The organism is Pseudomonas persica (assembly GCF_900291015.1).
Taxonomy (GTDB): Bacteria; Pseudomonadota; Gammaproteobacteria; order Pseudomonadales; family Pseudomonadaceae; genus Aquipseudomonas.
The window spans coordinates 130,235-155,362 of record NZ_OLKL01000014.1; the positions used below are offsets into that span (position 1 = coordinate 130,235).

The following is a 25,128-nucleotide window of genomic DNA, read 5'->3' on the forward strand; positions in this document are numbered from 1 at the left end:
TCATGAAACCACTGCTGTACATCACTCCCCTGCGCGCCTTGCTGTTCGGCCTGACCCTGGCCCTGTTCGAGCTGCTCACCTACCTGGCCAGCGACGCGGTCATGCCGGCCATGCCGGTGGTGGTCGGCGACCTGAACGCCAGCCCCGAATACATTCCCCACGCCCTCAACCTGTACCTGCTGGGTGGCGTGGTGCTGCAATGGCTGATCGGCCCGCTGGCCGACCGCTATGGCCGGCGCCCGTTGCTGCTGACCGGCTGCGCGTTCTTCGGCCTGGCCTGCCTGGCGACCTTCTGGGTCCACGACATCGGCCTGTTCAACTTGCTGCGCCTGCTGCAGGGCATCGGCCTAGGCTTTGTGGTCACGGTCAGCTACCCGGCCCTGAACGAAGCCTTCAGCGAAGCGGATGCGGTGCGCATGATGGCCCTGCTGGCCAATATCGCCTTGCTTTCGCCACTGCTCGGGCCGCTGGTGGGCACCTTGCTGCTGCAGTGGCTGGACTGGCGCTGGCTGTTTGTGGCCTTTGCCATCGGCGCGGTTCTGGCCTGGCTGCTGCTGTACCGGCTGATGCCGGAAACCCTGGGTGTGGAGCGGCGTGACGGCTCGCGCCTGGCGCTCACGCCGATCCACCTGCTGCCGCTGCTGGCCGGTTACGGCCAGTTGCTGGCCAACCGCCGTTTTGTCGCTGGTAGCGCGGCTTTGGGTCTGGTCGGTTTGCCGCTGATTGGCTGGATTGGCCTGTCGCCGGTGCTGCTGATTCACGACGAGGGGTTGAGCACCATGGACTACGCCTTGTGGCAGTTGCCGGTGTTTGGCGGGCTGATCCTTGGCAACCTGATCATCAACCGCATCGCCGACCGCTATCCGCTGCCGGCGCTGGTGCGTGGTGCGTTGTGGCCATACCTGGCCGGTCTGTGCCTGATGGTACTGGCGACCTGGTGCTGGCCGAGCGTGACCAGCGTAGTGGCGGGCATGTCGCTGTACGCGCTGGGGCTGGGGGTGGCCAACGCGGTGCTGTATCGCATGACGCTGTTCGCCAGCGAGCAGAGCAAGGGGCTGGTCTCGGCCATGCTGGGGATGATCACCATTGCCTTGCTGGGGCTGGGTGGGGCGGTGCTGGCGATGATTGGCGCCGGGGCCAGCCTGCTGCACTTTGCCCTGGCGGCGGGTGTGGCGGGGGCCTTGGCGCTGTGGCCGTTGTGGTTTGTGGTGGGTGGACGGCCTGGTGAGGGGGCTGTTGCTCAATAATCTCTATTACCTGTACCGGCCTCTTCGCGGTAAACCCGCTCCCACAGGGACTGCACAGCTCTCGAGGCCAGTGCTGTAGCTGTGGGAGCGGGTTTACCCGCGAAGAGGCCGGTACAGGTACAAACCTGTCAGGGCCGCTCGACCGCCGAACCTTCCTCTGCCACCGGTTTGCCCGGCCCGGCCTCCTGGCGCCACTGCAGGGCAATCAGGATCAGGGTCGGCACGCCCAGCAGGGCAGTGATCAGGAAGAAGTCGTGGTAACCGAACTTCTCCACCATCACCCCCGAATAACCGCCGATCAACCTTGGCAACAGCAGCATGATCGAGCTGAGCAATGCGTACTGGGTCGCCGAGAACTTCAGGTTGGTCAGGCTCGACAGGTAGGCGACGAAGGCCGAGGTGGCCATGCCGGAGCTGAAGTTGTCCAGCGAGATGGTCACCACCAGCATTTGCAGGTTCGGGCCCATGTCGGCCAGCATCAGGAACAGGATGTTGGTGCCCGCCGAGGCCGCACCGCCGATGAACAGGATCGGCATGATGCCGAAGCGCACGATCAGCAGGCCGCCAATCCCGGCGCCGACCAGGGTCATGATCAGGCCGAAGATCTTGCTGACGCTGGCGATCTGGTCCTTGGTGAAGCCCATGTCGATGTAGAACACGTTGGCCATCACGCCCATTACCGTGTCCGACATGCGATAGGTGGCGATCAGACCGAGCAACAGCAAGGCCTGCCAGCGGTAGCGGGCGATGAAGTCGTTGACTGGGGTCAGCACCGGGGCCAGGCCGCGACGGCCCAGGCTCGACAGGCATGCCCAGGTCAGTAGCACGTAGAGGATCAGGCGCAGGAAGGCGCGGTCTTCCAGCAGCAGGTCCAGTGGCGTGGCATCACCGGAGATGACGCTGGACCAGCCGGTATTGAACATCTGGGTGAAGCTGGCCGGTACCGACACCAGCAGGATGATCAGCACGAACACCGAGGCCAGCTGATGCACCAGCCCATAGCGCGCTGCCGACAGCTGGGTACGCATGGGTACGGGCGGCTCGCGCATGATCAGGGTGGTGAACACGGCGGGCAGCATCATCACCGCGAACATGACGTAGGTGCCGGCCCAGGCCTTGTGCAGGTAGCTGAAACCGGTGGAGCCGAACCACTCGGCGAAGAACAGCGCGCCAGCGGTGGCCAGCAGGGCCGCCACCCGGTAGCCGGCCATGTAGCTGGCGGCGAGCGCGGCCTGGCGCTGGTCGTCGGCGATTTCCAGGCGGTAGGCATCGACGGCGATGTCCTGGGTGGCCGATGCGAAGGCCACCAGCACCGCCAGGGCGATCAGCCATGACAGGTGTTGCTGCGGATCGCACAGGCTCATGCCGACCAGCCCGATCACCACTAGCGCTTGCGACAGCAGCAGCCACGAACGCCGGCGCCCCAGGCTACCGAGCAGCGGCAGGCGCCATTGGTCGAGCAGCGGCGACCACACCCACTTGAAGGCGTAGGCCAGGCCGATCAGGCTGGCGTAACCAATGGTCTCGCGGGCCACGCCCGCTTCGCGCAACCACACCGAAAGGGTGGAGAACACCAGCATATAGGGCAGACCGGCGGCGAAGCCGAGCAGCAAAAGTACCAAGGTTGACGGGCTGGCATAGGCAGCAAGCGCAGCGCGCCAGGTTTTACGGGGCATGGGCCAACATCTGCCTCAAGTTTGCGAAAACAAAGCGCGCACTCTAACCGCTGTGCTCCATCGGGCGCCAGCCATGGCGCGTCATATCCACACGATTGTTGGTTACATTCACACCCTCCGCGCGCAGCCGCGCCCGTTGTTCATCCCCCGACGGGGTTCCCGGTGCCAGGCTCAACCGGCCGCCTGCGCCAAGCACCCGGTGCCAGGGCAGACGGGTGTTCGCGGGCAGTTGCCCAAGGGTGCGCCCGACCCAGCGTGCCGCCCGCCCAAGCCCCGCCAGCTCGGCCAGCTGGCCATAGCTGACCACCTTGCCGGCCGGCACTTGGCCGAGAACCGAATACAGCGCCGTTCGTCGGCCCTCGGCGGAGTCGAGGGCGTGCTCATATCCATCAGACATCAGGCCCCCCCTGGGCTGCAGATGAAACCGGACCGGCGGTCTGGCAAATGAGAGTTGAACTCAACGGCATGCTCCCGGTCTGTCCTTGCTCTGGTCGTCGTTATCTGGATAATGCCCGGCTTTTTTCGTCAAATCGAACCCGTAGTCCGCAAACAATAGCCCGCTTATGTATTCTAGATCCTTGTTGTGCCTGCTTGCTGTTTCCCTGTGCGCCTCGCCGGTGTTCGCCGACACCGTGTGGATGAAGAACGGTGACCGGCTCAGCGGCAAGATCAAAGTCTTCGACGGCGGCAAGCTGCTGCTGGAAACCCCCTACGGCGGTTCCATCGCCCTGGACTGGAAAGAGGTCCAGACCCTGGAGAGCGACCAGGAGATGCTGGTCAAGCAGGACGCCTACAGCGGTGAGCGGGCCAAGTCGCTGAAGGCCGCCGAGCCCGGCAAGGTGACCCTGGCCAATGGCGATGCACCGAAGACCGTGGAGCTGGCCAGCATCGAGCAGATCATGAAGCCCAAGCCGCTGGTCGAGGACTTCGTGTGGAAGGGCAACGTCGACGTGGCGCTGGACTACAAGCGCGCCGAGAACGACACCGACGACTACGATGTCGGTTTCAAGACCAGCGCCCGCCACGGCCGCTGGCGGCACAACGCCGAGGGCGAATACAACCGCGAGACCAAGGACGACGTCACCACCACCGACAACTGGAGTGCCGAGTACGCCCTGGACCGCTTCCTCACCGAGAAGTGGTTCTGGCAGGGGCGTATGGAGTACAAGCGCGACCGCATCGAAGACCTGGCCCGCCAACGCACCGTGGGTACCGGCCCGGGTTACCAGTTCTGGGACGACGAGCTGGGCGCGTTCTCGCTGGGTTCGCTGATCAACCGCACCGACTTCGAATACCAGGATGGCGCCAAGGACAACTTCTATTCCGCGGCGGTGAAGTGGGACTACACCCGCTACCTGATTGGCAAGAACGTGCAGCTGTTCACCAACGGCGAGTTCGCCAAGCCATTGGGTGGCGTGGCCGATTACGCGCTGGATGCCGAGGTTGGCCTGCGCTACAAGGTCACCGAGTGGGCCTCGCTCAACCTCAAGGCGGAGAAGGACATCATCACCGGTACCCGTGAGAGTGATCTGGACAAGACCCGCTATACCGCAGGCTTCGGCGTTACCTGGTAAACCGCCGGGGGCGCGTTGTTGCCCCTATCGCCGGCAAGCCAGCTCCCACAGATACTGCACAGGCCTTGGTATTGCGCGGTCAGTGTGGGAGCTGGCTTGCCGGCGATAGGGCTGCGCAGCAGCCCCATTGGCACTGGACCTGATAATGCTTATCTTGTCCCCCATCCAGTCCGCCAGGAGCCGCCCTCAAGTGAGTACCAATGCCATCCGTCCTGCCCGGGAGCTGCTGCTCAAGGAATACCGCGGCGTGCTCTCGACCCACTCCAAGTCGATGCCCGGCTACCCCTTCGGCTCGGTCGTGCCGTACTGCCTGGATGCCCAGGGCAACCCGCTGATCCTCATCAGCCGCATCGCCCAGCACACCCACAACCTGCAGAAAGACCCCAAGTGTTCGCTGCTGGTAGGTGAACGCGAAGCCGAGGACGTACAGGCCGTGGGGCGCCTGACGGTGATGGCCGAGGCACACAAGCTGGTGGAGGAAGCCGCCATCGAGGCCGCCGCCGAGCGCTACTACCGCTATTTCCCGGACGCGGCCAACTACCACAAGGCCCACGACTTCGACTTCTGGGTGCTGCAGCCGGTGCGCCACCGCTACATCGGCGGCTTCGGCGCGATCCACTGGCTCGATCAGGTGACCCTGGCCAACCCGTTCGCCGGTAAAGCCGAGGCAAGCATGCTCGAGCATATGAACCGCGACCACGCCAACGCCATCGCCCACTATGTGCAACTGACCGAGCTGCCACGCCATGCGCCAGCGCAGATGGTCGGCGTGGACAGCGAAGGCATGCACCTGCGTATCGGCCAGGCGGTGCACTGGTTGCCTTTCCCAAGTACTTGCAATACGCCGACACAAGTCCGCGAAGCCCTGGTTTTACTGGCCCGCGCCGACCAGTGGCCGGTTGCGACGGAAGTCGAGGGTTGAAAAGCCGAGCACACGCATCCATCTGTTGGTCTTACAGGAAGGTTCTCTTCCGACGAGGATTGCTTTGATGCGTGCTTTTCTGCTGCTGTTTCTCCTGTTTCCCGTGCTGGAGCTGTTCGTCTTCGTGAAGGTCAGCGCCGCCATCGGTTTCTTCCCGGCGCTGCTGCTGATCATCGCCGGCTCCGCCCTGGGTGTGCTGGTGATGCGCGTGGCCGGGCTGGCCACCGCACTGCGCGCCCGTGAAAGCCTGCAGCGTGGCGAACTGCCCGCCGAGGACATGTTCCAGGGCTTGATGCTGGCCGTGGGTGGTGGCCTGCTGTTGCTGCCAGGCTTCATCAGCGATGTGCTGGGCCTGCTGTGCTTGCTGCCATTCACCCGTCATTTGGCCGCGCGCAAGATGCGTGAGCGTGCCGAGGCCCAGGCCATGCGCCAGCGGGCGTTCCAGGATGACCCGTTCCAGGCGCAGCCGCGTGATGGCGGCCAGCGCCCGAACGTGATCGAAGGCGAGTACGAGCGCCGCGACAAATAACCTCTGGTTTGCGGGCAAGCCCGCTTCAACATCGATCCCTCGGTCTTGAACACTGTGGGGACCATGTGCGAGCGGGCTTGCCTGCGAATGGGGCCGGCAAAAAATCGTGATCAACCGGCTAATGAAAATTTTTCTGAACCAAGCCTTGTAATTGAATATGGCGACCTCATGTATGTGGTCACCGCAAGGTTTCTGGTGGCAACACCAGTCATTACTCAGGCGGTTCGCCTAAGGCGAGCGGCCTTCCGGCAACGCCGGGATAGCATCAACCCGCCGGTGTCGACACCGGCCGATGAAAACCACACTTTGGGAGAGATCGACAATGAAGCTTCGTCCTCTGCATGACCGCGTAGTCATCCGTCGCAGCGAAGAAGAATCGAAAACCGCTGGCGGTATCGTCCTGCCAGGTTCGGCCGCTGAAAAACCAAACCGCGGCGAAGTTGTCGCCGTCGGCGCCGGTCGCATCCTGGACAACGGCGAAGTTCGCGCGCTGGCCGTGAAAGTGGGTGACAAAGTGGTTTTCGGCCCTTACTCGGGCAGCAACACCGTGAAAGTCGATGGCGAAGACCTGCTGGTCATGGCCGAGAACGAAATCCTCGCCGTTATCGAAGGCTGATTTCCCGACTTCCCGTTACTCCAAAGAATTTCAAGGATTAAACGATCATGGCTGCTAAAGACGTAAAATTCGGCGATTCCGCTCGTAAGAAAATGCTGGTTGGTGTCAACGTTCTGGCTGACGCGGTAAAAGCTACCCTGGGCCCGAAAGGCCGCAATGTGGTGCTGGCCAAGAGCTTCGGCGCGCCGACCATCACCAAGGACGGCGTTTCCGTCGCCAAAGAAATCGAGCTGAAAGACGCTTTCGAAAACATGGGCGCCCAGCTGGTCAAGGAAGTTGCTTCCAAGGCCAACGACGCTGCCGGTGACGGCACCACCACCGCTACCGTTCTGGCTCAGGCCATCGTCAACGAAGGCCTGAAAGCCGTCGCTGCCGGCATGAACCCGATGGACCTCAAGCGCGGCATCGACAAGGCCACTGCTGCCGTTGTCGCCGAGCTGAAGAACCTGTCCAAGCCATGCGCCGACTCCAAGGCCATCGCCCAGGTAGGTACCATCTCCGCCAACTCCGACAACTCCATCGGTGAAATCATCGCCGAAGCCATGGAAAAAGTCGGTAAAGAAGGCGTGATCACCGTTGAAGAAGGCTCGGGCCTGGAAAACGAACTGTCGGTCGTGGAAGGCATGCAGTTCGACCGTGGCTACCTGTCGCCGTACTTCGTCAACAAGCCGGACACCATGGTTGCCGAGCTGGAAAGCCCGCTGCTGCTGCTGGTCGACAAGAAAATCTCCAACATCCGTGAGCTGCTGCCAGTTCTGGAAGCCGTTGCCAAGGCCGGCCGCCCACTGCTGATCGTTGCCGAAGACGTTGAAGGCGAAGCCCTGGCTACCCTGGTAGTCAACAACATGCGCGGCATCGTCAAGGTTGCAGCGGTCAAGGCTCCGGGCTTCGGCGACCGCCGCAAGGCCATGCTGCAGGACATCGCCGTCCTGACTGGCGGCCAGGTCATCTCCGAAGAAATCGGCCTGTCCCTGGAAACCGCTACCCTGGAGCACCTGGGTAACGCCAAGCGTGTCATCCTGTCCAAGGAAAACACCACCATCATCGACGGCGCTGGCGCCGACACCGAGATCGAAGCACGCGTCAAGCAGATCCGTGCCCAGATCGAAGAAACTTCCTCGGACTACGACCGTGAGAAGCTGCAAGAGCGTCTGGCCAAGCTGGCTGGCGGTGTTGCCGTGATCAAGGTCGGTGCCGGCACCGAAGTTGAAATGAAAGAGAAGAAAGCCCGCGTTGAAGACGCCCTGCACGCTACCCGTGCAGCCGTTGAAGAAGGCGTGGTGCCTGGCGGTGGTGTGGCCCTGGTTCGCTCCCTGGCTGCCATTGTCGACCTCAAAGGCGACAACGAAGACCAGAACGTCGGTATCGCCCTGCTGCGTCGCGCCGTTGAAGCGCCGCTGCGCCAGATCACTGCCAACGCCGGCGACGAGCCAAGCGTTGTCGCTGACAAGGTCAAGCAAGGTTCGGGTAACTTCGGTTACAACGCTGCTACCGGCGAATACGGCGACATGATCGAGATGGGTATCCTGGACCCAGCCAAGGTCACCCGTTCGGCGCTGCAAGCTGCTGCTTCGATCGGCGGTCTGATGATCACCACCGAAGCCATGGTTGCCGACCTGCCGGAAGACAAGCCAGCTGCTGGCATGCCTGACATGGGCGGCATGGGTGGCATGGGCGGCATGATGTAAGCCAGCCTTACCCCCTGCACCATCAAAAAGCCCCGGTTCGCGAGAACCGGGGCTTTTTGTTTTTCTGTTGGGGGCATTGGGGCTGCTGCGCAGCCCATCGCCGGCAAAGCGGCCCGCCGCTTCAGGCGGCGCTGCGCTCAGCGGCTGGCACCGCAGCCATTCCCCGTCGATACAGAACCAGGTAATACGACCCCAACCCGATTAACCAGCAGAACACCGCTGTCCACACGTTGTGCGACAGGAAGTGCGCCCCCTGCATCATCCGCCCCAGCGACAGCACCGACCCGGCCACGAAGGCCACCGCCAACGCTACCCGCGCCAGCCGCGGCTTGCGATCACGCAGCATGAAGAACAAGCCGAACAGGCAGAACCCGGTCGCCGCATGCCCACCCGGCCAGCACAGCCCGGGCTTGTCGGTTGTCGGCCGTGGTTCCAGCAGCTTGCTGTAGGTTTCGGTACCGCCAAACTGGGTCAGGCTCCACGGACACTGGACCTGGGTGACCTTTTTCAGCGGCGTGACAAACGCCGTGGACAGGCCCAGCGCCAGCACCAGGCAGCCCAGCTCACGGCGCCAGCCGAACAGGCGCTTGCAGAAGAAGCTGGCAGCAAAGGTCACCAGCGACAACACCCCCAGCAGGATCACCCCTTGCTTGACCCGGTCATGCAGGATGTTCTCCAGCAAATAGCTGTGGCGTCCGATGAACTGCCCGGCAGCAGGGTCGAAGAACAGATTGGCAATGTCCATGTCGACCGCGGTCAGTTCCAGCAGGATCAGGCCCAGCGCGGTCGCCAGGGGTAGCCCCAGGTACAGCCGGAAATTGATCGGGCGAGGGCGGGTTGGTTGCTGCATGACGGCTCCAGGGCGTGAAAAAGATCGGGCATTGTCGGCCGCCCGCTATCCTGTGTCCGTGAAGGATCAGTGAAAAAACCGTCAAGTGCGGTGAATTTCTCCGGGGGCTGGCACCCTGCAGGCATAGGCCTTAAGCTGCGCCTGCCGCGCACCACAGCGAGAAGCGCCGCACAGGAGAAACCGATGCGCATTCTTTTGGTTGAAGACAACCGCGATATCCTGGCCAACCTGGCCGATTACCTGGGCATGAAAGGCTACACCGTCGACTGCGCCCAGGACGGCCTGTCCGGCCTGCACCTGGCTGCCACCGAGCACTACGACCTGATCGTGCTCGACATCATGCTGCCCGGTATCGACGGCTACACCCTGTGCAAGCGCTTGCGCGAAGACGCCCGCCGCGACACACCGGTGATCATGCTCACCGCCCGTGACCAACTGGACGATCGCCTGCAAGGCTTCCGCTCCGGTGCCGACGATTACCTGCTCAAGCCCTTCGCCCTGTCGGAGCTGGCCGCCCGTATCGAAGCGGTGCTGCGCCGGGCCCAGGGCGGCGGGCGCCGCACCCTGCAGGTGGCCGACCTCAGCTATGACCTCGACACCCTCGAAGTCACCCGTCAGGGCCGCCTGCTCAAGCTCAACCCGGTCGGCCTCAAGCTGCTGGCGGTGCTGATGCAGAAAAGTCCGCACGTATTGCGCCGCGAAGTGCTGGAAGAAGCCCTGTGGGGCGATGACTGCCCCGACAGCGACAGCCTGCGCAGTCACGTGCACCAGCTGCGGCAGGTGATCGACAAACCGTTCGAAAAACCGCTGCTGCATACCGTCCATGGCGTCGGCTATCGCCTCGCCGAGGGCCGTGATGGAGTTTAAGCAAAGCCTTGCCCAGCGCATCATCATCGCTTTTGCCCTGATGAGCGCGCTGGTGGCCGGGGCCTTCGCCTTCGGCATCGTCGGCACCGTGCACCTGGTCGAAGAGCGGCTGATTTCCTCGGTGCTGGGCGGTGACCTGCAGCGCTTGCTGCGCATGGACAGCGTCAGCGACTGGAGCCACCGGCCACGCCCCGACCAGTTGTTCTATTTCAGCGGCGGGCGTGACGACTTCGAACTGCCCAAGGACCTGCGCCACCTTGACCGTGGCTTCCACGAGGTATTCCGCGACCAGCTGTCGTACCACGCCATGGTCGAGATCGTCGATGGCCGCCGCTATGTGCTGCTGCAGGACCAGAGCGACTTCGAAGAGCGCGAGCGCGTACTGTTCGCGGTGGTGGTGGTGGGCTTCGTGCTTAGCCTGGTGCTGGCGGTCATCCTCGGCTGGCTGGTGGCGCGCCGGGTGATGGCGCCGGTGATCCGCCTGGCACGCCAGGTACGTCACCGTGACCAGTTGCTGGGGCTGGCCCCGCCGCTGGCGCCGGACTATGCCGCGGACGAAGTCGGCCAGCTGGCGGTAGCCTTCGACGATACCCTGGGCCGCCTGCGCGATGCGCTGACCCGCGAACGGTTGTTCACCAGCGACGTCAGCCACGAACTGCGCACACCCTTGATGGTGCTGGCCACCTCGTGCGAACTGCTGATGGAGAACCCGACGCTGGACGCTCGTTCGCGCAGCCAGGTGGAGCGTGTGGCGCGTGCCACGGAAGAAATGCGCGAACTGGTCAAGACTTTCCTGATGCTGGCCCGGGCACAGCGCGACGAGGGTGCGGTGGCTTCACGGGCCACCCTGCGGGAAGTGGCTGACGAACTGGTCGGGGTCTGGCGCGACACCATCGAGCAGAAGGGCCTGGCCTTGTATTTCGATGGCCGTGTCAGTGCCAGCCCGGTGCTGTACAACGCCACCTTCCTACAGTCGGTGATGGGCAACCTGCTGCGCAATGCCGCGCACTACACCGACAGCGGCTACATCCGCCTGAGCCTGGAAGCCAACGGCTTCAGCGTGGAGGACAGTGGCGTGGGTATCCCGGAAGAACAGCGCGAGGCAATGTTTCGGCCGTTCGTGCGCGGCGATGAGCGGCGCGGCGAGGGCCTGGGCCTGGGCTTGTCGCTGGTACAGCGGATCTGCGACGACCAGGGCTGGCATGTCACCCTGACCTCAACCTTGCCGCACGGCTGCCGTTTCAGGGTCGACCTGAGCAATACCGCGGCCAAGGGCGACCCGGAGGCTTTGGTCGAGTAACCTGTTGTAACAGGTCATTCGGCGCTCAACATATTTTTCACATCAGCATGACCTGATTCCTACGCTTGCTTACCTAATGTGGGCGCAATGGAGTCAGGAGATGCCCAATGCGTAGCCCCATCAAGCTTGAATTTTCCGAGAAGTACGACAAAGAACATGCGCGTGAGTACTTTCTCAAACACCAGGATGGCCTGGCGCGACGCCTTTCCCACAAGCGAGATGAGCAACTGGCGCGTCGCGCCTTGGCATTGGCTGGTGAGCCAGGCCTGGTCCTCGACCTGCCATGCGGTGCCGGCCGCTTCTGGCCGTTGCTGGCAGAAAAGCCCAACCGGGTGATCATCGGCGCCGACAACTCCGAGGCGATGATCGAGACAGCCTGTACCGCGCAAGCGCCAGAGGTGGTGGCTCGGGTACGGCCATTGCAGACTTCGGCGTTTGCCATCGACTTGCCAGACAACTCGGTGGACAGCATCTTCTGCATGCGCCTGTTCCACCACATTGGCGAAGCGGCGCATAGAAAGACCATTCTTTCGGAATTTCAACGTGTTAGCCGTGATAGTGTGATCCTGTCATTGTGGGTGGATGGTAACTTCAAGGCCTGGCGCCGGAAAAAGCTGGAACAGCGTCGCAGTGCCAGGAAGGGCGACCAGGACAATTACCAGAACCGTTTTGTGTTACCGGCCGACACGGTCGAAGAAGAATTCCGAGCCGCCGGCTTCAGAATCCAGGAGCGCCTCGATTTCCTGCCGTTCTATGCCATGTGGCGGGTCTATGTATTGCGTAAGGGGTAGTGTTTGATGGCTGTAGCCCAGAGAGGGGAGTCGCAGTTCGATTTTTACTGGCGCCAGCAGGGCGAGTGGGTCGAGGAGCCTAACCAGCGGCGCGGTGGCGAGAGTGGTGTGCAACGCCTCAACGATGACAATGGCAAGCTGCTGTATGCCAAGCGCCAGGTCGGGCATATCTACCGTAGCCTGCTGCACCCTTTCGGCCGGCCAACCGTATTGCGTGAACTCGATGCATTGAACAGCTTCGAGCAACTGGGTGTGCGTGTGCCGCGCATCGTCTTCTGCGGCGCCGAGCGTGATGCCGACCAGCAGTGGCGTGCGTTGCTGGTGAGCGAAGCACTCGACGGCTTTGTCGAGCTCGATACCTGGCATGCCGAAGGCGCCCGTGAGCGTTACCCGCAGGTTGTGCATGAGCGCATGCTCAAGGACCTGGCGGACAATCTGGCGCGCATGCACCTTGGGCACTGGCAGCACGGCTGCCTGTATGGCAAGCATGTGTTCATTAAGGTGATTGGCGAGGGCGAGCAGGCCCGAGTCGAAGTCGCGCTACTGGACCTGGAAAAGTGCCGGCGGCGCATCAGTTGCCAGCGCGCGGCGGGCAATGACCTGCGCCAGCTGCGCCGCCATTCGTCGATCAATGACGCAGAATGGCAAACCCTGCTCTATTTTTACCAGATGGCGTTTGGCAGCGCTGTCAAAGGGTTAGAGCAATGAAACTAGAAATAGCTCGAGCTTTGTTCCTGGTAGCTGGCCTGGCGGTGACCACCGTGGCGGTGGCTGCCTGGGAAGAGCCGAGGCCGACAGTATTCAGCAAGGCCGAGATGGCCGACCAGTGCGTGTTGCCGCGGGACGTGAAACCGCAGCAACAGGCCAAGGCCGCGCCTGATCAGGACCTGTTGCTGTTCCTGTTCGGCATGCGCCAGGGGTTGCGGCCGTTCGGTTGAGCCCGATGCTAGATGGAAATGCCAGAGGCCTTGCGATCGCGGGGCCTCTGGCATTTTTGCATCTGCCTTGCCGGCCTCTTCGCGGGTGAACCCGCTCCCACAGGAACTGCACAGGATCCGAACCTGACGCTGTACCTGTGGGAGCGGGTTTACCCGCGAAGAGGCCGGATCAGGCTACAGCGGGTTCTTTGGCCTCCGCCTTGTGCGCCAGCAAGGTGTAGATGCAAGGCAACACAAACAGGGTAAACAGCGTGCCAATCGACATCCCGGTGGCAATCACCGTGCCGATGTCAAAGCGGCTGACCGCCCCCGCCCCGGTCGCCAGAATCAGCGGCACCATGCCGAACACCATCGCCGCCGTGGTCATCAGCACCGGCCGCAGGCGAATCGCCGCCGCCTCCTCGATCGCCTCACGCACGCTCAGGCCGCGTTCCTCACGCAACTGGTTGGCGAACTCGACGATGAGGATGCCGTGCTTGCTGATCAGCCCGATCAGCGTCACCAGTCCGACCTGGGTATAGATGTTCATGCTCGAGACGCCAAGGAACAGCGGCACCAACGCGCCACAGATCGACAACGGCACCGTCACCAGAATCACCAGTGGGTCGCGGAAGCTTTCGAACTGCGCCGCCAGCACCAGGAAGATGATCGCCAACGCCAGGCCGAAGGTCACCCACAGTGCGCTACCTTCCTGCACGTACTGGCGGGCCACGCCGGCATAGTCGAAGGCGAAACCTTCCGGAGCCTCCTCACGGGCGATGCCTTGCACGGTCTGCAGCGCCTCGCCCAGGCTGACCTTGGGCACGCCCTGGATGATCGCCGAGTTCAGTTGCTGGAACTGGTTGAGCTGGCGTGGGCGGGCGCGGTCGGTGAGGGTGATCAGGGTGGATAGCGGCAGCAACTGGCCCTGGTCGTTCTTCAGGTAGTAGTTGTTCAGCCAGCCGGGGGAGTCGCGGTACGGCCGCTCGACCTGGGCAATCACCTTGTAGCTGCGGCCTTCGAGGGTGAAACGGTTGATTTCCGCCTCGCCCAGCAAGGTCGCCAGGGTGCTGCCCAAGGTGTCCATCGACACGCCCATCTGCGCCGCCTTGGCCCGGTCGATATCCACCACCACCTCGGGCTTGTCGAAGGCCAGGTCGATATCGAGGAAGGCGAACTTGCCGGATTCCTGGGCGCGGGCCTTGATGTGCTGGGCCACATCCAGCAGTGCCGGGTAGTCGCCAGCGCTGTTGATCACGAACTGGAACGGCAGGCCCTCGCCGGTGCCGGGCAGCGACGGCAGGTTGAAACCGAAGATTTGCAGGCCGCCGATTTCCGCGAGCTTGGCCTGCACCAGCGGCAATAGCTCCATCTGCGTGCGCTCGCGCTCGTTCCAGGGCTTGAGCAGGAAGCCGCCGATGCCGGTCTGCACGCCATTGAAACCGTTGATCTGGAACGACGAGTAATACTCAGGGAAAGCCTTGAACAGCGGGGTGAATTCGTCGGTGTAGGCGTTGAGGTAATCAAGGTTGGCCGGCTGCGGCGAGCTGCTCATCATGAAGATCACCCCCTGGTCCTCGTTGGGCGCCAGTTCGTTCTGGGTGAACTTCAGCAGCACCGGGATCAGGCACAGGATGATCACGGCGAACACCAGCACCACCGGCCGGCTGTCGAGGGTGGCGTGCAGCAGGTGCTGGTAACGCACCTTCAGGCGCTCAAACAGCATGTCCAGGCGGTGGGCCAGGCCGCTGGGGTTCTGCTCCTGGCGCAGCAGCAGGGCGCACATCATCGGTGACAGGGTGAGGGCAACGATGCCGGAGATGATCACTGCACCGGCCAGGGTCAGGGCAAACTCCTTGAACAGTGCACCGGTGAGCCCGGTAAGGAAGCCGATCGGTGCATACACCGCCGCCAGGGTTATGGTCATCGACACCACCGGCATGGCAATCTCGCGGGCGCCCTCGAGGGCGGCCTCGAACGGCGACTTGCCTTCGTCCATGTGCCGGTGGATGTTCTCCACCACGACAATCGCATCGTCCACCACCAGGCCGATGGCCAGCACCATGGCCAGCAGGGTCAGCAGGTTGAGCGAGTAGCCCATCATCTGCATGAAGAACAGTACGCCGATCATCGACAGCGGGATGGTCACCACCGGGATCAGCACCGAGCGCAGGGCACCGAGGAACAGGAACACCACGACGATGACGATCAGTATCGCTTCGCCGAGGGTCTTGATCACTTCGTCGATGGAGGCCTGGATGAACAGCGTGGCGTCGTAGGCGATCGATACCTTCAGCGCCGAGGGCAGCTGGCTTGCCAGCTCGGGCATGATGCGCCGCACTTCCTTGATGACGTCCAGCGGGTTGGCGGCCGGTGTGGCCTTGATGCCGATGTACACCGATGGGGTACCGTCGAACGAGCTGACCGTGTCATAGTTTTCCGCTCCCATCTCGACCCGCGCCACATCGCCCAGCAGCACGCGGCTGTCGCCACTGGTCTTGACCGGTAGGGCGGCGAACGCCTCGGCCGACTTCAGTTCGGTGTTGGCGTTGATGCTGGTGACCACGTATTCGCCCTTCACCTCGCCGGCGGCGGAAAGGAAGTTGTAGCGGCGTACGGCATTGGTCACGTCGGTGGCCGACAGGCCATAACCGGCCAGTTTCACCGGGTCGATCCAGATGCGCATGGCGAACACCTGGTTGCCGAGGATTTCCGCTTCGGCCATGCCCGGCAGGGTTGCCAGCTTGGGCTGGATCACCCGCGACAGGTAGTCGGTGATTTGCGGGTTGCTCATCTGCTTGCTGTAGAAACTGATGTACATCAGCGCCGAGGCATCGGCAGCTTCCTTGCTCAGTACCGGGTCTTCCGAGTCCTGGGGCAGCTTGTTGCGCACCTCGTTGGCCTTGGCCAGCAGCTCGGTGAACAACCGATCGCTGTCAGCGCCGATGCGTGCGTAGATGGAAATGATCGAGAAGTTCTGCCGGCTCACCGAGGTCATGTAGTCGATGCCTTCGGCGCTGGCCAGGCTTTGCTGCAGCGGCTGGGTGATATAGCCCTGGATGGTCTCGGCGTTGGCACCAGGATAGGCGGTGGTCACCGTGATCAGGGCGTTTTCCATTTGCGGGTACTGGCGGATCTGCAGCTTGTTCCAGGCCTGGAAGCCCAGCAGCAGGATCAGCAGGCTGACCACGCTGGCCAGCACCGGGCGACGGATGAACGGGTCGGTGAACGCCATGCCAGCCTCCTGTCAGTCCTTGCCCGGCGCGGCCTGTACGGGCTTGAGGGTTTTGTCCTGGCCGATGCGGATCGCGGCGCCCGGGGTGAGCTTCAACTGGCCGGCGGTGACCACCTGTTCCCCGGCCTGCAAGCCCTTGCTGATTACCACCACACCGTCACGGCGCTCGCCGGTCTGCACCGTGCGCTGCTCGGCGGTGAGTCGCGGCTGGCCCTTTTCGTCGTTTTCCGGCTTGCCGTCCTTGTCCTTTTTCGGCGTGGCGACGTACACCGAGTTGCCATACAAGGTGTAGGTGATGGCGCTTTCCGGTACTACCACTTGTGGCTGCGGGTTGGGCAGCAGGATCAGCAGGCTGGCGAACATGCCCGGCAGCAGCTTGCCGTCCGGGTTGGCCATGGTTGCGCGCACCAGCAGGTTACGCGTGGTTTCCTCGACCTTGGGGTTGATGGCACTGAGGCTGGCGGAGAAGGTCTGGCCCGGGTAGGCGGCCACCTGCACCAGCACCTGCTGCCCCAGGCTCAGGTGTGGCAGGGCCTGTTCCGGTACGTTGAAGTCGACGTAGAGGCTGGATGTGTCCTGCAGGGTGGCGATCACCGTGCCGGCGGCCAGGTAGTCGCCGATGTCCACCTGGCGAATGCCGATGGTGCCGCTGAACGGGGCGCTGATGCTTTTCTTGGTCTTCGATGCCTTGAGCTGGTCGACCACCGCCTGGTTGCGCCGGTACTGGGCGGTGAGGCGGTCGAACTCGCCGCGGGAGATGGCCGAGTCGCCGACCAGCTGGCTGCCGCGGCCGAAATCGACCTTGGCCAGGCCCAGATCGGCCTGGGCGGTGCCGAGCAGGGCGGTTTCCTGGTCGTCGTTGAGTTGCAGCAGCAGTTGCCCGGCCTTGACCTGCTGGCCTGAGTCGAAGTGCAGGGCCTTGACGATGCCTTCCACCTCCAGGCTCAGCTCCACGCCTTGTAGCGCCTTGAGGCTGCCGACGGCGGGCAGGCGCTCTTGCCACGGGCGCTGTTCGGCCAAGGTGGCCGCCACGGTGATGGGCGGCTTGGGGGCAGTGAAGATCTGTATCTGCTGGTAGATCGAAAAGGCTTTGTAGCCCCCCAGGGCCAGCAAGATCAGCAGAACCACGGCCAACATGATGAGCATGCGGCGGCGCAGCATAGGTCCGGTTCCTTGGATGCGGTTGTTATTCGCTTGGACACGACAACGGGCGATCCTGCCCACGTGTGGATGGGGGAAGTATTGACTTTTTTTTGGGGGAAGGGGAGTGGAATGCCTGGGCCGGCCCCTTCGCGGCTAGAGCCGCTCCCTCAGGGACCGCGCAGTCAGTGGGTTGCGCTGTTCCTGTGGGCGCGGCTTTAGCCGCGATGGGGCCAGTACAGCCAGCCCGAAAATCAGACGAGATGCAGGTGGTTGTCCCAGAAGCCGGACGGCAGGTTCATCGGTTGCCCGGCCAGCTCGGCCTTGCGGCAATCATAGAACCGGCAGCGGCCCTGCCCGGAGGTGACGACAAAACCGTCCTGCACCGCGCCCACCCCCGCGCAATCGGGCATTGGCGCATCCAGCCGCACCGCGCCGCTGTCCAGGTCCCAGATGAACAGGCGGTTGGCCCGTGGCGCGGTCAGCGCTACCAGTCGCAGCTCGCTGTGGATAGCCACGCTGGCGGTGTACTGGGCCATGGCCTGCAACTGCCGCTCCGGCACCGGGAAGGCCTTGAACGGCTCGCCCGGGCGTTTGATTGCCAGCAGTTCGGCGGTTTCATCGGCGTCGCCCATGAACTGTTGGCAGGCGGCGATGGTGCCATCGCTGCCCACCGCCAGGTGGCGCACGCTGTTCATCTGCTGGGCCAGGGTTTCCTTGCTCAGCAGGGTACCGTCGCGCTGCATCAGCACCAGGCTCGGTTCCATGGCGTCGAGGTTCATCTCCACCCGGCTTTCAGCTTCGGTGCGGATACCACCATTGGCGACGATCAGCGTCTCGCCGTCCGGTAGCCAGGCCACTTCGTGCGGGCCGATGCCATGGGTCGGAATTTCGCCGCTGTGCACCAGGCGCTCGCCTTCGAAGCGGTACACACCGAGTACGCCACGCCCCGGGTCGGTGGTGTCGTTCTCGGTGGCATACAGCCATTCGCCACCTTTGTGGATGACCGCGTGGCCGTAGAAGTGCCGGTTCGGCTGCGAGCTGACGGTCTGCAGCAGGCGCCCGTTGCGCAGGTCGACCAGGTAGCTTTCGGTGCCGGGGCGGCGGGCGACGAACAGGGCGATCGGCAGTTGCGGGTGATGGATGATGGCATGGCAACGTTGGGCGACCTGGGTGCTGAACACCTGGGTGCCGTCCAGGCGGAACCCGACCGCATAGTGCTTGCCGTCGCCGTCGTCACGCGCCGACAGCAGCAGGGGCTCGCTGCCTTTGTTGCGGAACAGGCTCCAGCCGCCCAGGGTGAGGGCGCTGAGCAATACGCTACCGAGTTTGAGGGCCTGACGTCGCAGCATGATCAGTCACCGTCGTTGGCATTGAAGCCCAGCTGGATGTTCAAGGCCTTGGCCAGCTCGCCTTCATGCAGGCGGTGGACGGCGTTGAGGCTGTCGTAGATCTGGTTCAGGGTTTGCTGGCCGGCGTCGTCGGCCAGCAGCTCGCCCAGGGGCTTCTGGTTGTCGGCCAGTAGTTTGAGCGAGGCAGCGTAGGCGGCGTCGATCTTGTCCGCCAGGGCTTTCTGATCGCTGGACAGCAAGCCGCGCAGGCCCTGGTTGTCGACCCCGACCCAGACCGCTTCGGCGGCCTTGAGGCTGGCCTCCAGGCTCTTCAGCGAGCTGTGGCTGCGCCAGGCTTCGGCCTGCAGTGGCTGCGGAATACCCTTGCTCTGGCGGCCCATCGGCGCACCGAGCTTCTTCTTCAGGCTGTCCAGGGCGGTGACCTGGGCGCGCAGCAGGTCGGCGATGGCCTCGTGGGAATCGGCGTAGCGCTGGTTGGGGAACTTGGTCATCTGCGAGAGCATGCCGTCGGTGCTGTTCCAGCCCTTGAGGATCTCTTCGGCGAGGGCCTGCTGGTGTTCCCCGATGGCCACCAGCAACGGGCAGTAGCGGGCTTTCTGCTCGGCAGTGGCGATGTCCGGCTTGCTGTCGAAGAGGATGTACTCGTAGGCCGACAGGCCTCGTACCACCACGCTGGCCTTGCCCAGGGCTGCGGCATTGACCGGCTGCTCGGCGTTGACCAGCTGCTCGACCTGGCGGCCGACCAGGTTCTTCTTGTCGGGCCAGAACTGTACCTGCCAGGCGCGGTTGCCTTCGGCCAGCGGGCCGACCAGCAGCGGTTGCAGCTCGGCCCAGGCCTTTTGCGCGTTGAGGAAGTCGGCACGGGCCTTGTCCAGGCTTTCCTTGCCTTCGCAGTAGGCCAGGGCGCTGGCGGCCAGCGTGCGGTCGGCTTCGACCCAGCGGCTGTAGGTGGGCAGGATCACCTGCTTGGCGATGGCAGCGGAGGTCACGGCCTGCGGGTCCTGCGGCGAGCAGGCGCCGAGGGCGAGTGCGGCGAGGCTGGTGAACAACAGTTTGGGTCGGAACATGCCCGGCTCCTTTGCGCTTTTTAAAGTGAGTTCAGGAAAGCCAGCAACGCAGCACGTTGCTCGGCATTGAAAGTGAGTACGAAATTGCGTGCCGCCTCGGCTTCGCCACCGTGCCAGAGCACGGCTTCGAGCAGGTTGCGGGCGCGGCCGTCGTGCAGGAACTGGCTGTGGCCACTGACCGTTTCGCTCAGGCCGACGCCCCACAGTGGCGGGGTGCGCCAGTCCTGGCCGTTGGCGGTGAACTCGGTGCGCTCATCGGCCAGGCCCGGGCCCATGTCATGCAACAGCAGGTCGCTGTAGGGGCGGATCAGCTGGTTGGCCAGCTCCGGCTCGGCGGCATTGGCTGCGGTGGTGAATTGCGGCGTATGGCAGCCCTGGCAGCCGGCCTGGTAGAACAGGTTCTTGCCCGCCAGTACCTGCGGCGAGCCCACATCGCGGCGGGCGGGCACGGCCAGATTGCGGGTGTAGAAGGTGACCAGCCGCAGGATGTTGTCGCTGACTTCCTTCTCGCCAGCGGCACCGTCGCCGTTGGCCGCGGCCAGGCAGTCGGCCTGCGCCGGGGTGCAGTCGTCGTTCGCCTGCAGAGTGGTGGTCAGGCCCATGTCGCCGGCAAACGCGTGCACGTTCTGCTGGTTGACGTTGGGCTGCCCGGCCTTCCAGCCGAAGCGGCCGAGCACGGTCTTGCCCTGGGCGTCGTCCCACACCCGGTTGGCCCGGCCGCGGATGCCGTCGCGGTTGCGGTCGTCGGGGTCTTCGTTGGCCAGCAGGTCGGCTTCGGGGATGGCTTCGAGCAGGCCCAGGCCGATCATCGGCGGCGCCACCCGCGCCGAAAAGCGCGTGTCGGGGTGCATCACGCCATAGCCAAGCTGGGTGATCTGCAGGGCCGGCTTGCGCAGTTCGACCTGGTGGCCGTCCTCGAACGACAGCGTTTCGCTGGTGTAGCTCACCCGCACCTTGCCTTCCGGCGTCACGCCGGGGATGGCCATGTCCTGCAACTGGGTGCCATAGACCGGCTCCGGCACCACGCCGAGGCGTTCGACCACCTTGGCCAGGTAGGGCTGGTCGGGGATCGACAGGCGTACCAGCATCGATACGGCATTGCTGTCGCCCGGCTCTGGCGGATGGCCGCGGCCGTCACGCACATGGCAGTTCTGGCAGGCATTGGTGTTGAACAGCGGGCCCAGGCCATCACGTGCGGTGGTGGTGGACGGGGCGATCACCCAGGGGTTGCGGAAGAAACTGTTGCCGACGGCGAAGTCCAGGCGCCGCTCGGGCGAGAGGTTGGCCGAGGGCAGGGAATAGGCATTGCGGTCAGCGCGCTGCACGGTGGCTTTGCCGCCCGACAACGCTTCGCCGGGCTCGGCCTGGGTGAAACGCGGGGCGTCGTCACAGGCGGCGAGGGCAAAGGCCAGCAGCAGGGGGGAGAGTCGGGACAGCGACAAGGACATCGAGAATCCTGGGCGTGAGCGAAAAACCGGCGTGCAAGCTTAGCAGGGTGGGGGGGTTTGAATAAGAGCAATTTGCAATTGCTGGATGAAATCGGTGTCAGTTGGCCATGGTTTGTGCTTGCCTGGTCGGGCCCTATCGCCGGCAATAGGGCCGGAAGCAAAAAAGGCGACCCGAAGGCCGCCTTTCCAGAACCGCTACAGCAGGATCAGAACTCGTGATCCGCGGTATCCGGGTTCAGGTTGGCAATCCCCAGCTTGCCCGCGGCCTGCTCGATCGCACTGGTCTGCTTGACCAGGGCGGCGATGGCGTCACGCACGATCTGGTTGCCGGCGGTGTTGTCGGCAGCGATCAGTTGGTCGTAGTGCTCGCCTTTGAGGGCGTGGTCGACGATTACCTGGATCTTGGCTTCGGTGGCTTCCAGGTCGGCCTTGAGGGTGGCGTCGGCGGCCGGGTCGACCTTGGCTACCAGCGACGACAGGCTCGGGCCGGTCACCTTGCTGCCGTCCGGGCGGGTGTACTCGCCCAGGTAGACGTTGCGGATGCCCTTGGCGTCGTAGAAGTGCGAGTAGTGGGTGTTGTCGCTGAAGCAGTCGTGCTCGTCTTCCGGCGAGTTGGCTTCCAGCGAAACCTTCATGCGCTCGCCAGCCAGTTCGCCCAGCGACAGGCTGCCCATGCCGAACAGCATCTTGCGCAGGCCGTCGTTGACCGACTCGGCTTCCAGCTTGGCGCGGTAGTTGTCAGCAACGTTCGGTGCCCAGTTGCCGACCATCTCTTCGAGGTCCTTGACCAGCAGGTCGGTGACCGCTTTGAGGTAGGCGCGGCGGCGGTCGTTGTGGCCGCCGGTGGCGTCCTTGCCTTCCAGGTAGTCCGACGCCGGGCGGTTGCCCGCGCCCGGGCCAGTGCCGTTCAGGTCCTGGCCCCAGAGCAGGAACTCGATGGCGTGGTAGCCGGTGGCGACGTTGGCTTCGGAACCGCCCAGCTCGTTCAGGCTGGCCAGCTTCTCGGGGGTGATGTCCTTGACGTCGATTTTCTCTTCGCCCACCTGGATCTCGGTGTTGGCGATGATGTTGGCGCTGGCTGCCGGGTTGCCCAGGGCGTGCTCATAGCTTTTGTCGACGTAGTCGATCAGGCCTTCGTCCAGCGGCCAGGCATTCACCTGGCCTTCCCAGTCGTCGATGATGGTGTTGCCGAAGCGGAAGGCTTCGCTCTGCAGGTACGGTACGCGCGAGGCGACCCAGGCTTCCTTGGCTGCCTTCAGGGTTTCATCGTTGGGCTTGGCCAGGAACGTGTCGACCGCGGTCTGCAGGGTCTTGGCGGTGCTCAGCGAGTCGCTGTAAACGGCGTAGACCAGCTCGGCGTAATGCTTGACCACGGCTTTGCCGGCAGCTTCGTCGACAGCCCCGGGCGCTGCAGCGGTGGTGCTGGCGGCAGCAGGTGCCTGGGCTTGCGGCGCGGCGGCCTTGTCGTCCTTGCCTTCACCGCAACCGGCGAGAGCGATGGCAATGGCCAGCAGACTGGCGGAGGCCAGAGGCATTCGAATCATTATTGGTTTTCCTGCGTCGTGTGGTTGGACCAAGGGTGGACCGTGCGCCGTGGCACGCGAAACTACAACATCATGCGAAAGATTTGCATTTGCTGTAAAGGGGGAGGGCGTGCAATTCGTGTAAATGCCAGTCACGGCTGGTAACCGGGCGGGCGGTTCAGAACATCGAAACCTGGTTGCGCTGTGCCTGCTTGAGGAAGTTGGTCAATTCACGGGCCGACAGCGGCTTGCTGTAGTGGTAGCCCTGGCCCTCGTGGCAGCCCTGGGCGACGATGTAGGTTTCCTGTTCGACGGTTTCCACACCTTCAGCGATCACCTGCATCCCCAGGCTCTTGCCCAGCTGGATGATGGCGCGCACGATGGTGGCGTCGTCATCGTCGTCCAGCAGGTCCTGGACGAAGCTCTTGTCGATCTTGATCTTGTCCAGCGGTAGCGATTTCAGGTAGCTGAGCGACGAGTAGCCGGTGCCGAAGTCGTCGATGGCAATCAGTGCTCCGGAGCGGCGCAGGCTCAGCAGGTGCTGGGCAGCGGTGCTGATGTCTTCCATCAGGCCGGTCTCGGTGACTTCCAGCTCCAGGCTGCGTGGCGGCAGGCGGTAGGCCTGCAGCAGGTTGTTGACCACCCGCGGCAGTTCGTTGTGGTGCAGCTGCACGGTGGACAGGTTGACCGCCATGCGCAGTTCGCTGAAGCCCACGTCGTGCCATTCGCGCAGTTGCCGGCAGGCCTGGTCGAGCACCCATTCGCCGATGCCGATGATGCTGCCGTTCTGTTCGGCGAGGGGGATGAACTGGTCGGGCGGCACCATACCCAGCTCCGGGTGCTGCCAGCGCAGCAGTGCCTCGACCCCGACCACGCTGTGGTCGCGGTAGCTGATCTGCGGCTGGTACACCAGGTACAGCTGGTTGCGCGGCAGGGCTTCGCGCAGGTCCTTTTCCAGCTCGCGACGGCGGCGCATCTCGCTGTCGACGCTGGCGATGTAGAACTGGTAGCGGTTGCGCGAACGGGCCTTGGCCAGGGTCATGGTCTGTTCGGCTTTCTGCAGCAGCTTCTCGGTGCTGTTGCCGTCTTCGGGGAACAAGGTGATGCCGATGGTGGCGCGCAGGCGGATCTGCCGGTGGTGGTCGAGGTCGAACGGCACTTCCAGGTCGTCGAGGATGCTCTGCGCCAGTTCGGCGGCTTCGTAGGGCTGCTCGATATTGGCCTGCACCAGGGCGAACTGGTCACCGCCCAGCCGTGCCAGGGCGCCCAGGCGGCCGCTGTGGGCGCGCAGGCGATCGGCCAGGGCCAGCAGCAGCTGGTCGCCGACCTGGTAGCTGAACTGCTCGTTGATGCCCTTGAAGTCGTCCAGGCCCACGCACAGCACCGCCACGCGGTGTTGCAGGCGGCCGCCGTCGACGAGGATCTTGTCCAGTTGCTGCTGTAGCTGCTGGCGGTTGGGCAGGCCGGTGAGAAAGTCGTACTGGGCCATGCGTTGCAGACTGTTTTCCGCCTCGTGGCGCAGGTGGGTGTTGCGTTCGATCGAGGCCAGCAGCTGGTTGGCGGTGTTCACCCACAGACCCAGCTCGTTCTTCTCGTGGCCCTTGAGCAGCGGCAGCTGGTGCTGGCTGGGGCGGTCGGGGTTGATCTGGGTGAGGTGCTCGATGATCTTCGATAGCGGTTTGGTCAGCAGCCAGTGATAGACCAGGTACAGCACCAGGCCCATGGCCAGGGCCCGCAGCACGCCGGAAATGAAGATGATCACGGCGTTGATCAGAAAGTCTTCGCCGTAGGACGAGGTGTCGAGGGTGATGCTCAGGTCGCCGTAGTACTCGCTGTAGGGGCCGCGGCCGACCAGTTGCGTGGTGTAGGTGCGTTCCTGGCCGAGGATCAGGTCGGTCAGCCAGCGCATGGACATTTCCTGCAGCGGGCGGGATTTTTCTGCCAGCATGGTTTCGTTGGGGTGGCCGATGGAGGCCATGCGTACCGATTCGTCCTGGAACAGGCCTTCCATTACCTGCATGCCCATTTCGCGGTCGAGGCTGTACACCGCCTGGGTCGAGGGGTCGCGGAACATGTCGAGGATGCGCTGGGCATCGTTGTTCACGGCCTGGCGGGTCTTGTAGGTGTCATAGATGATTTGCGCACAGCTGAGCACGACACCGACCGCCAGCGCCGACAGCAGCACGACCCTGAGCAACTTGACCGACAAGCTGTTCCGCAATTCCAGCTTCAATGGGGTTTCCTTAATCCATGCGCATGGCATCATTTTGCCATCAACGATGACGATACACTATCGGCCGACCATTAGTAGTGTATCGGTTGCCTGACCCCGCAACTTGAATGCGCTGTATCAATCTTCCAGAGGTTTGATGTTAGCGTGGTATGC

21 protein-coding genes are annotated in these 25,128 nt (G+C 63.6%); 11 read left to right on the forward strand and 10 right to left on the reverse strand.

What is annotated here, in order from left to right; translation table 11 throughout:
* Window positions 1-2: 2 nt before the first annotated feature.
* Window positions 3-1,247: an MFS transporter gene (locus FQ664_RS07330; protein WP_144171200.1), complete on the forward strand. Its 1,245-nt coding sequence runs from the start codon at window positions 3-5 to the stop codon at window positions 1,245-1,247.
* Between the two features lie 128 nt (window positions 1,248-1,375).
* On the opposite strand, the gene FQ664_RS07335 is transcribed toward FQ664_RS07330, so the two are convergent.
* The gene (locus tag FQ664_RS07335) at window positions 1,376-2,923 is read right to left on the reverse strand and encodes an AmpG family muropeptide MFS transporter (protein ID WP_144171202.1); all 1,548 of its coding nucleotides are present in this window, start codon (window positions 2,921-2,923) and stop codon (window positions 1,376-1,378) included.
* Window positions 2,924-2,966: 43 nt separating this feature from the next.
* Complete coding sequence (locus tag FQ664_RS07340; protein WP_144171204.1) at window positions 2,967-3,320, reverse strand: MGMT family protein; 354 nt, start codon at window positions 3,318-3,320, stop codon at window positions 2,967-2,969.
* 166 nt (window positions 3,321-3,486) lie between these two features.
* On the opposite strand from FQ664_RS07340, the gene FQ664_RS07345 reads away from it, so the two are divergent.
* From FQ664_RS07345 to groL, 5 genes are all read left to right on the forward strand, one after another.
* Window positions 3,487-4,497: a DUF481 domain-containing protein gene (locus FQ664_RS07345; protein WP_144171206.1), complete on the forward strand. Its 1,011-nt coding sequence runs from the start codon at window positions 3,487-3,489 to the stop codon at window positions 4,495-4,497.
* A 190-nt stretch (window positions 4,498-4,687) separates the two neighbouring features.
* The gene (locus FQ664_RS07350; protein ID WP_144171208.1) at window positions 4,688-5,419 is read left to right on the forward strand and encodes a HugZ family pyridoxamine 5'-phosphate oxidase; all 732 of its coding nucleotides are present in this window, start codon (window positions 4,688-4,690) and stop codon (window positions 5,417-5,419) included.
* 67 nt (window positions 5,420-5,486) lie between these two features.
* The gene (locus FQ664_RS07355) at window positions 5,487-5,948 is read left to right on the forward strand and encodes an FxsA family protein (RefSeq protein WP_144171210.1); all 462 of its coding nucleotides are present in this window, start codon (window positions 5,487-5,489) and stop codon (window positions 5,946-5,948) included.
* Between the two features lie 322 nt (window positions 5,949-6,270).
* On the forward strand, window positions 6,271-6,564 hold the full coding sequence (locus FQ664_RS07360; RefSeq protein ID WP_016395539.1) for a co-chaperone GroES: 294 nt from the start codon (window positions 6,271-6,273) through the stop codon (window positions 6,562-6,564).
* A 47-nt stretch (window positions 6,565-6,611) separates the two neighbouring features.
* Complete coding sequence (gene groL, locus FQ664_RS07365; RefSeq protein ID WP_144171212.1) at window positions 6,612-8,252, forward strand: chaperonin GroEL; 1,641 nt, start codon at window positions 6,612-6,614, stop codon at window positions 8,250-8,252.
* 121 nt (window positions 8,253-8,373) lie between these two features.
* Here the strand turns inward: groL and FQ664_RS07370 are convergent, their stop codons facing one another.
* Window positions 8,374-9,102 (reverse strand): phosphatase PAP2 family protein, encoded by a 729-nt coding sequence (locus tag FQ664_RS07370; protein ID WP_144171214.1) that lies wholly within the window; start codon window positions 9,100-9,102, stop codon window positions 8,374-8,376.
* Between the two features lie 183 nt (window positions 9,103-9,285).
* Between FQ664_RS07370 and colR the strand changes: the two genes are divergently transcribed.
* The 5 genes from colR (at window position 9,286) to FQ664_RS07395 (ending at window position 12,998) form a co-directional block, all read left to right on the forward strand.
* The gene (gene colR / locus FQ664_RS07375) at window positions 9,286-9,969 is read left to right on the forward strand and encodes a two-component system response regulator ColR (protein WP_003255215.1); all 684 of its coding nucleotides are present in this window, start codon (window positions 9,286-9,288) and stop codon (window positions 9,967-9,969) included.
* The gene (locus tag FQ664_RS07380; protein ID WP_144171216.1) at window positions 9,959-11,269 is read left to right on the forward strand and encodes a sensor histidine kinase; all 1,311 of its coding nucleotides are present in this window, start codon (window positions 9,959-9,961) and stop codon (window positions 11,267-11,269) included. The genes colR and FQ664_RS07380 overlap by 11 nt, the downstream gene beginning before the upstream one ends.
* A gap of 107 nt (window positions 11,270-11,376) precedes the next feature.
* Complete coding sequence (locus FQ664_RS07385) at window positions 11,377-12,060, forward strand: class I SAM-dependent methyltransferase (RefSeq protein ID WP_025340527.1); 684 nt, start codon at window positions 11,377-11,379, stop codon at window positions 12,058-12,060.
* 6 nt (window positions 12,061-12,066) lie between these two features.
* The gene (locus tag FQ664_RS07390) at window positions 12,067-12,768 is read left to right on the forward strand and encodes a lipopolysaccharide kinase InaA family protein (RefSeq protein ID WP_144171218.1); all 702 of its coding nucleotides are present in this window, start codon (window positions 12,067-12,069) and stop codon (window positions 12,766-12,768) included.
* The gene (locus tag FQ664_RS07395) at window positions 12,765-12,998 is read left to right on the forward strand and encodes a hypothetical protein (RefSeq protein ID WP_144171220.1); all 234 of its coding nucleotides are present in this window, start codon (window positions 12,765-12,767) and stop codon (window positions 12,996-12,998) included. The genes FQ664_RS07390 and FQ664_RS07395 overlap by 4 nt, the downstream gene beginning before the upstream one ends.
* A gap of 169 nt (window positions 12,999-13,167) precedes the next feature.
* On the opposite strand, the gene FQ664_RS07400 is transcribed toward FQ664_RS07395, so the two are convergent.
* The 7 genes from FQ664_RS07400 to FQ664_RS07430 form a co-directional block, all read right to left on the reverse strand.
* Entirely contained in the window at window positions 13,168-16,212 is a 3,045-nt protein-coding gene (locus FQ664_RS07400; RefSeq protein WP_144171222.1) for a multidrug efflux RND transporter permease subunit, read from the reverse strand.
* Window positions 16,213-16,224: 12 nt separating this feature from the next.
* Complete coding sequence (locus tag FQ664_RS07405; RefSeq protein ID WP_144171224.1) at window positions 16,225-17,373, reverse strand: efflux RND transporter periplasmic adaptor subunit; 1,149 nt, start codon at window positions 17,371-17,373, stop codon at window positions 16,225-16,227.
* Between the two features lie 233 nt (window positions 17,374-17,606).
* Window positions 17,607-18,704: a DUF1513 domain-containing protein gene (locus tag FQ664_RS07410; RefSeq protein WP_144171226.1), complete on the reverse strand. Its 1,098-nt coding sequence runs from the start codon at window positions 18,702-18,704 to the stop codon at window positions 17,607-17,609.
* A gap of 2 nt (window positions 18,705-18,706) precedes the next feature.
* On the reverse strand, window positions 18,707-19,771 hold the full coding sequence (locus FQ664_RS07415; protein WP_144171228.1) for an imelysin family protein: 1,065 nt from the start codon (window positions 19,769-19,771) through the stop codon (window positions 18,707-18,709).
* 20 nt (window positions 19,772-19,791) lie between these two features.
* Window positions 19,792-21,219, reverse strand: coding sequence for a di-heme oxidoreductase family protein (locus FQ664_RS07420; RefSeq protein WP_144171230.1), 1,428 nt, complete (start codon window positions 21,217-21,219; stop codon window positions 19,792-19,794).
* 206 nt (window positions 21,220-21,425) lie between these two features.
* Window positions 21,426-22,763, reverse strand: coding sequence for an imelysin family protein (locus tag FQ664_RS07425; protein ID WP_144171232.1), 1,338 nt, complete (start codon window positions 22,761-22,763; stop codon window positions 21,426-21,428).
* A gap of 157 nt (window positions 22,764-22,920) precedes the next feature.
* A complete protein-coding gene (locus tag FQ664_RS07430) occupies window positions 22,921-24,975 on the reverse strand; it encodes a putative bifunctional diguanylate cyclase/phosphodiesterase (protein ID WP_144171234.1) in 2,055 nt (684 codons plus the stop codon).
* Window positions 24,976-25,128 lie beyond the last annotated feature (153 nt).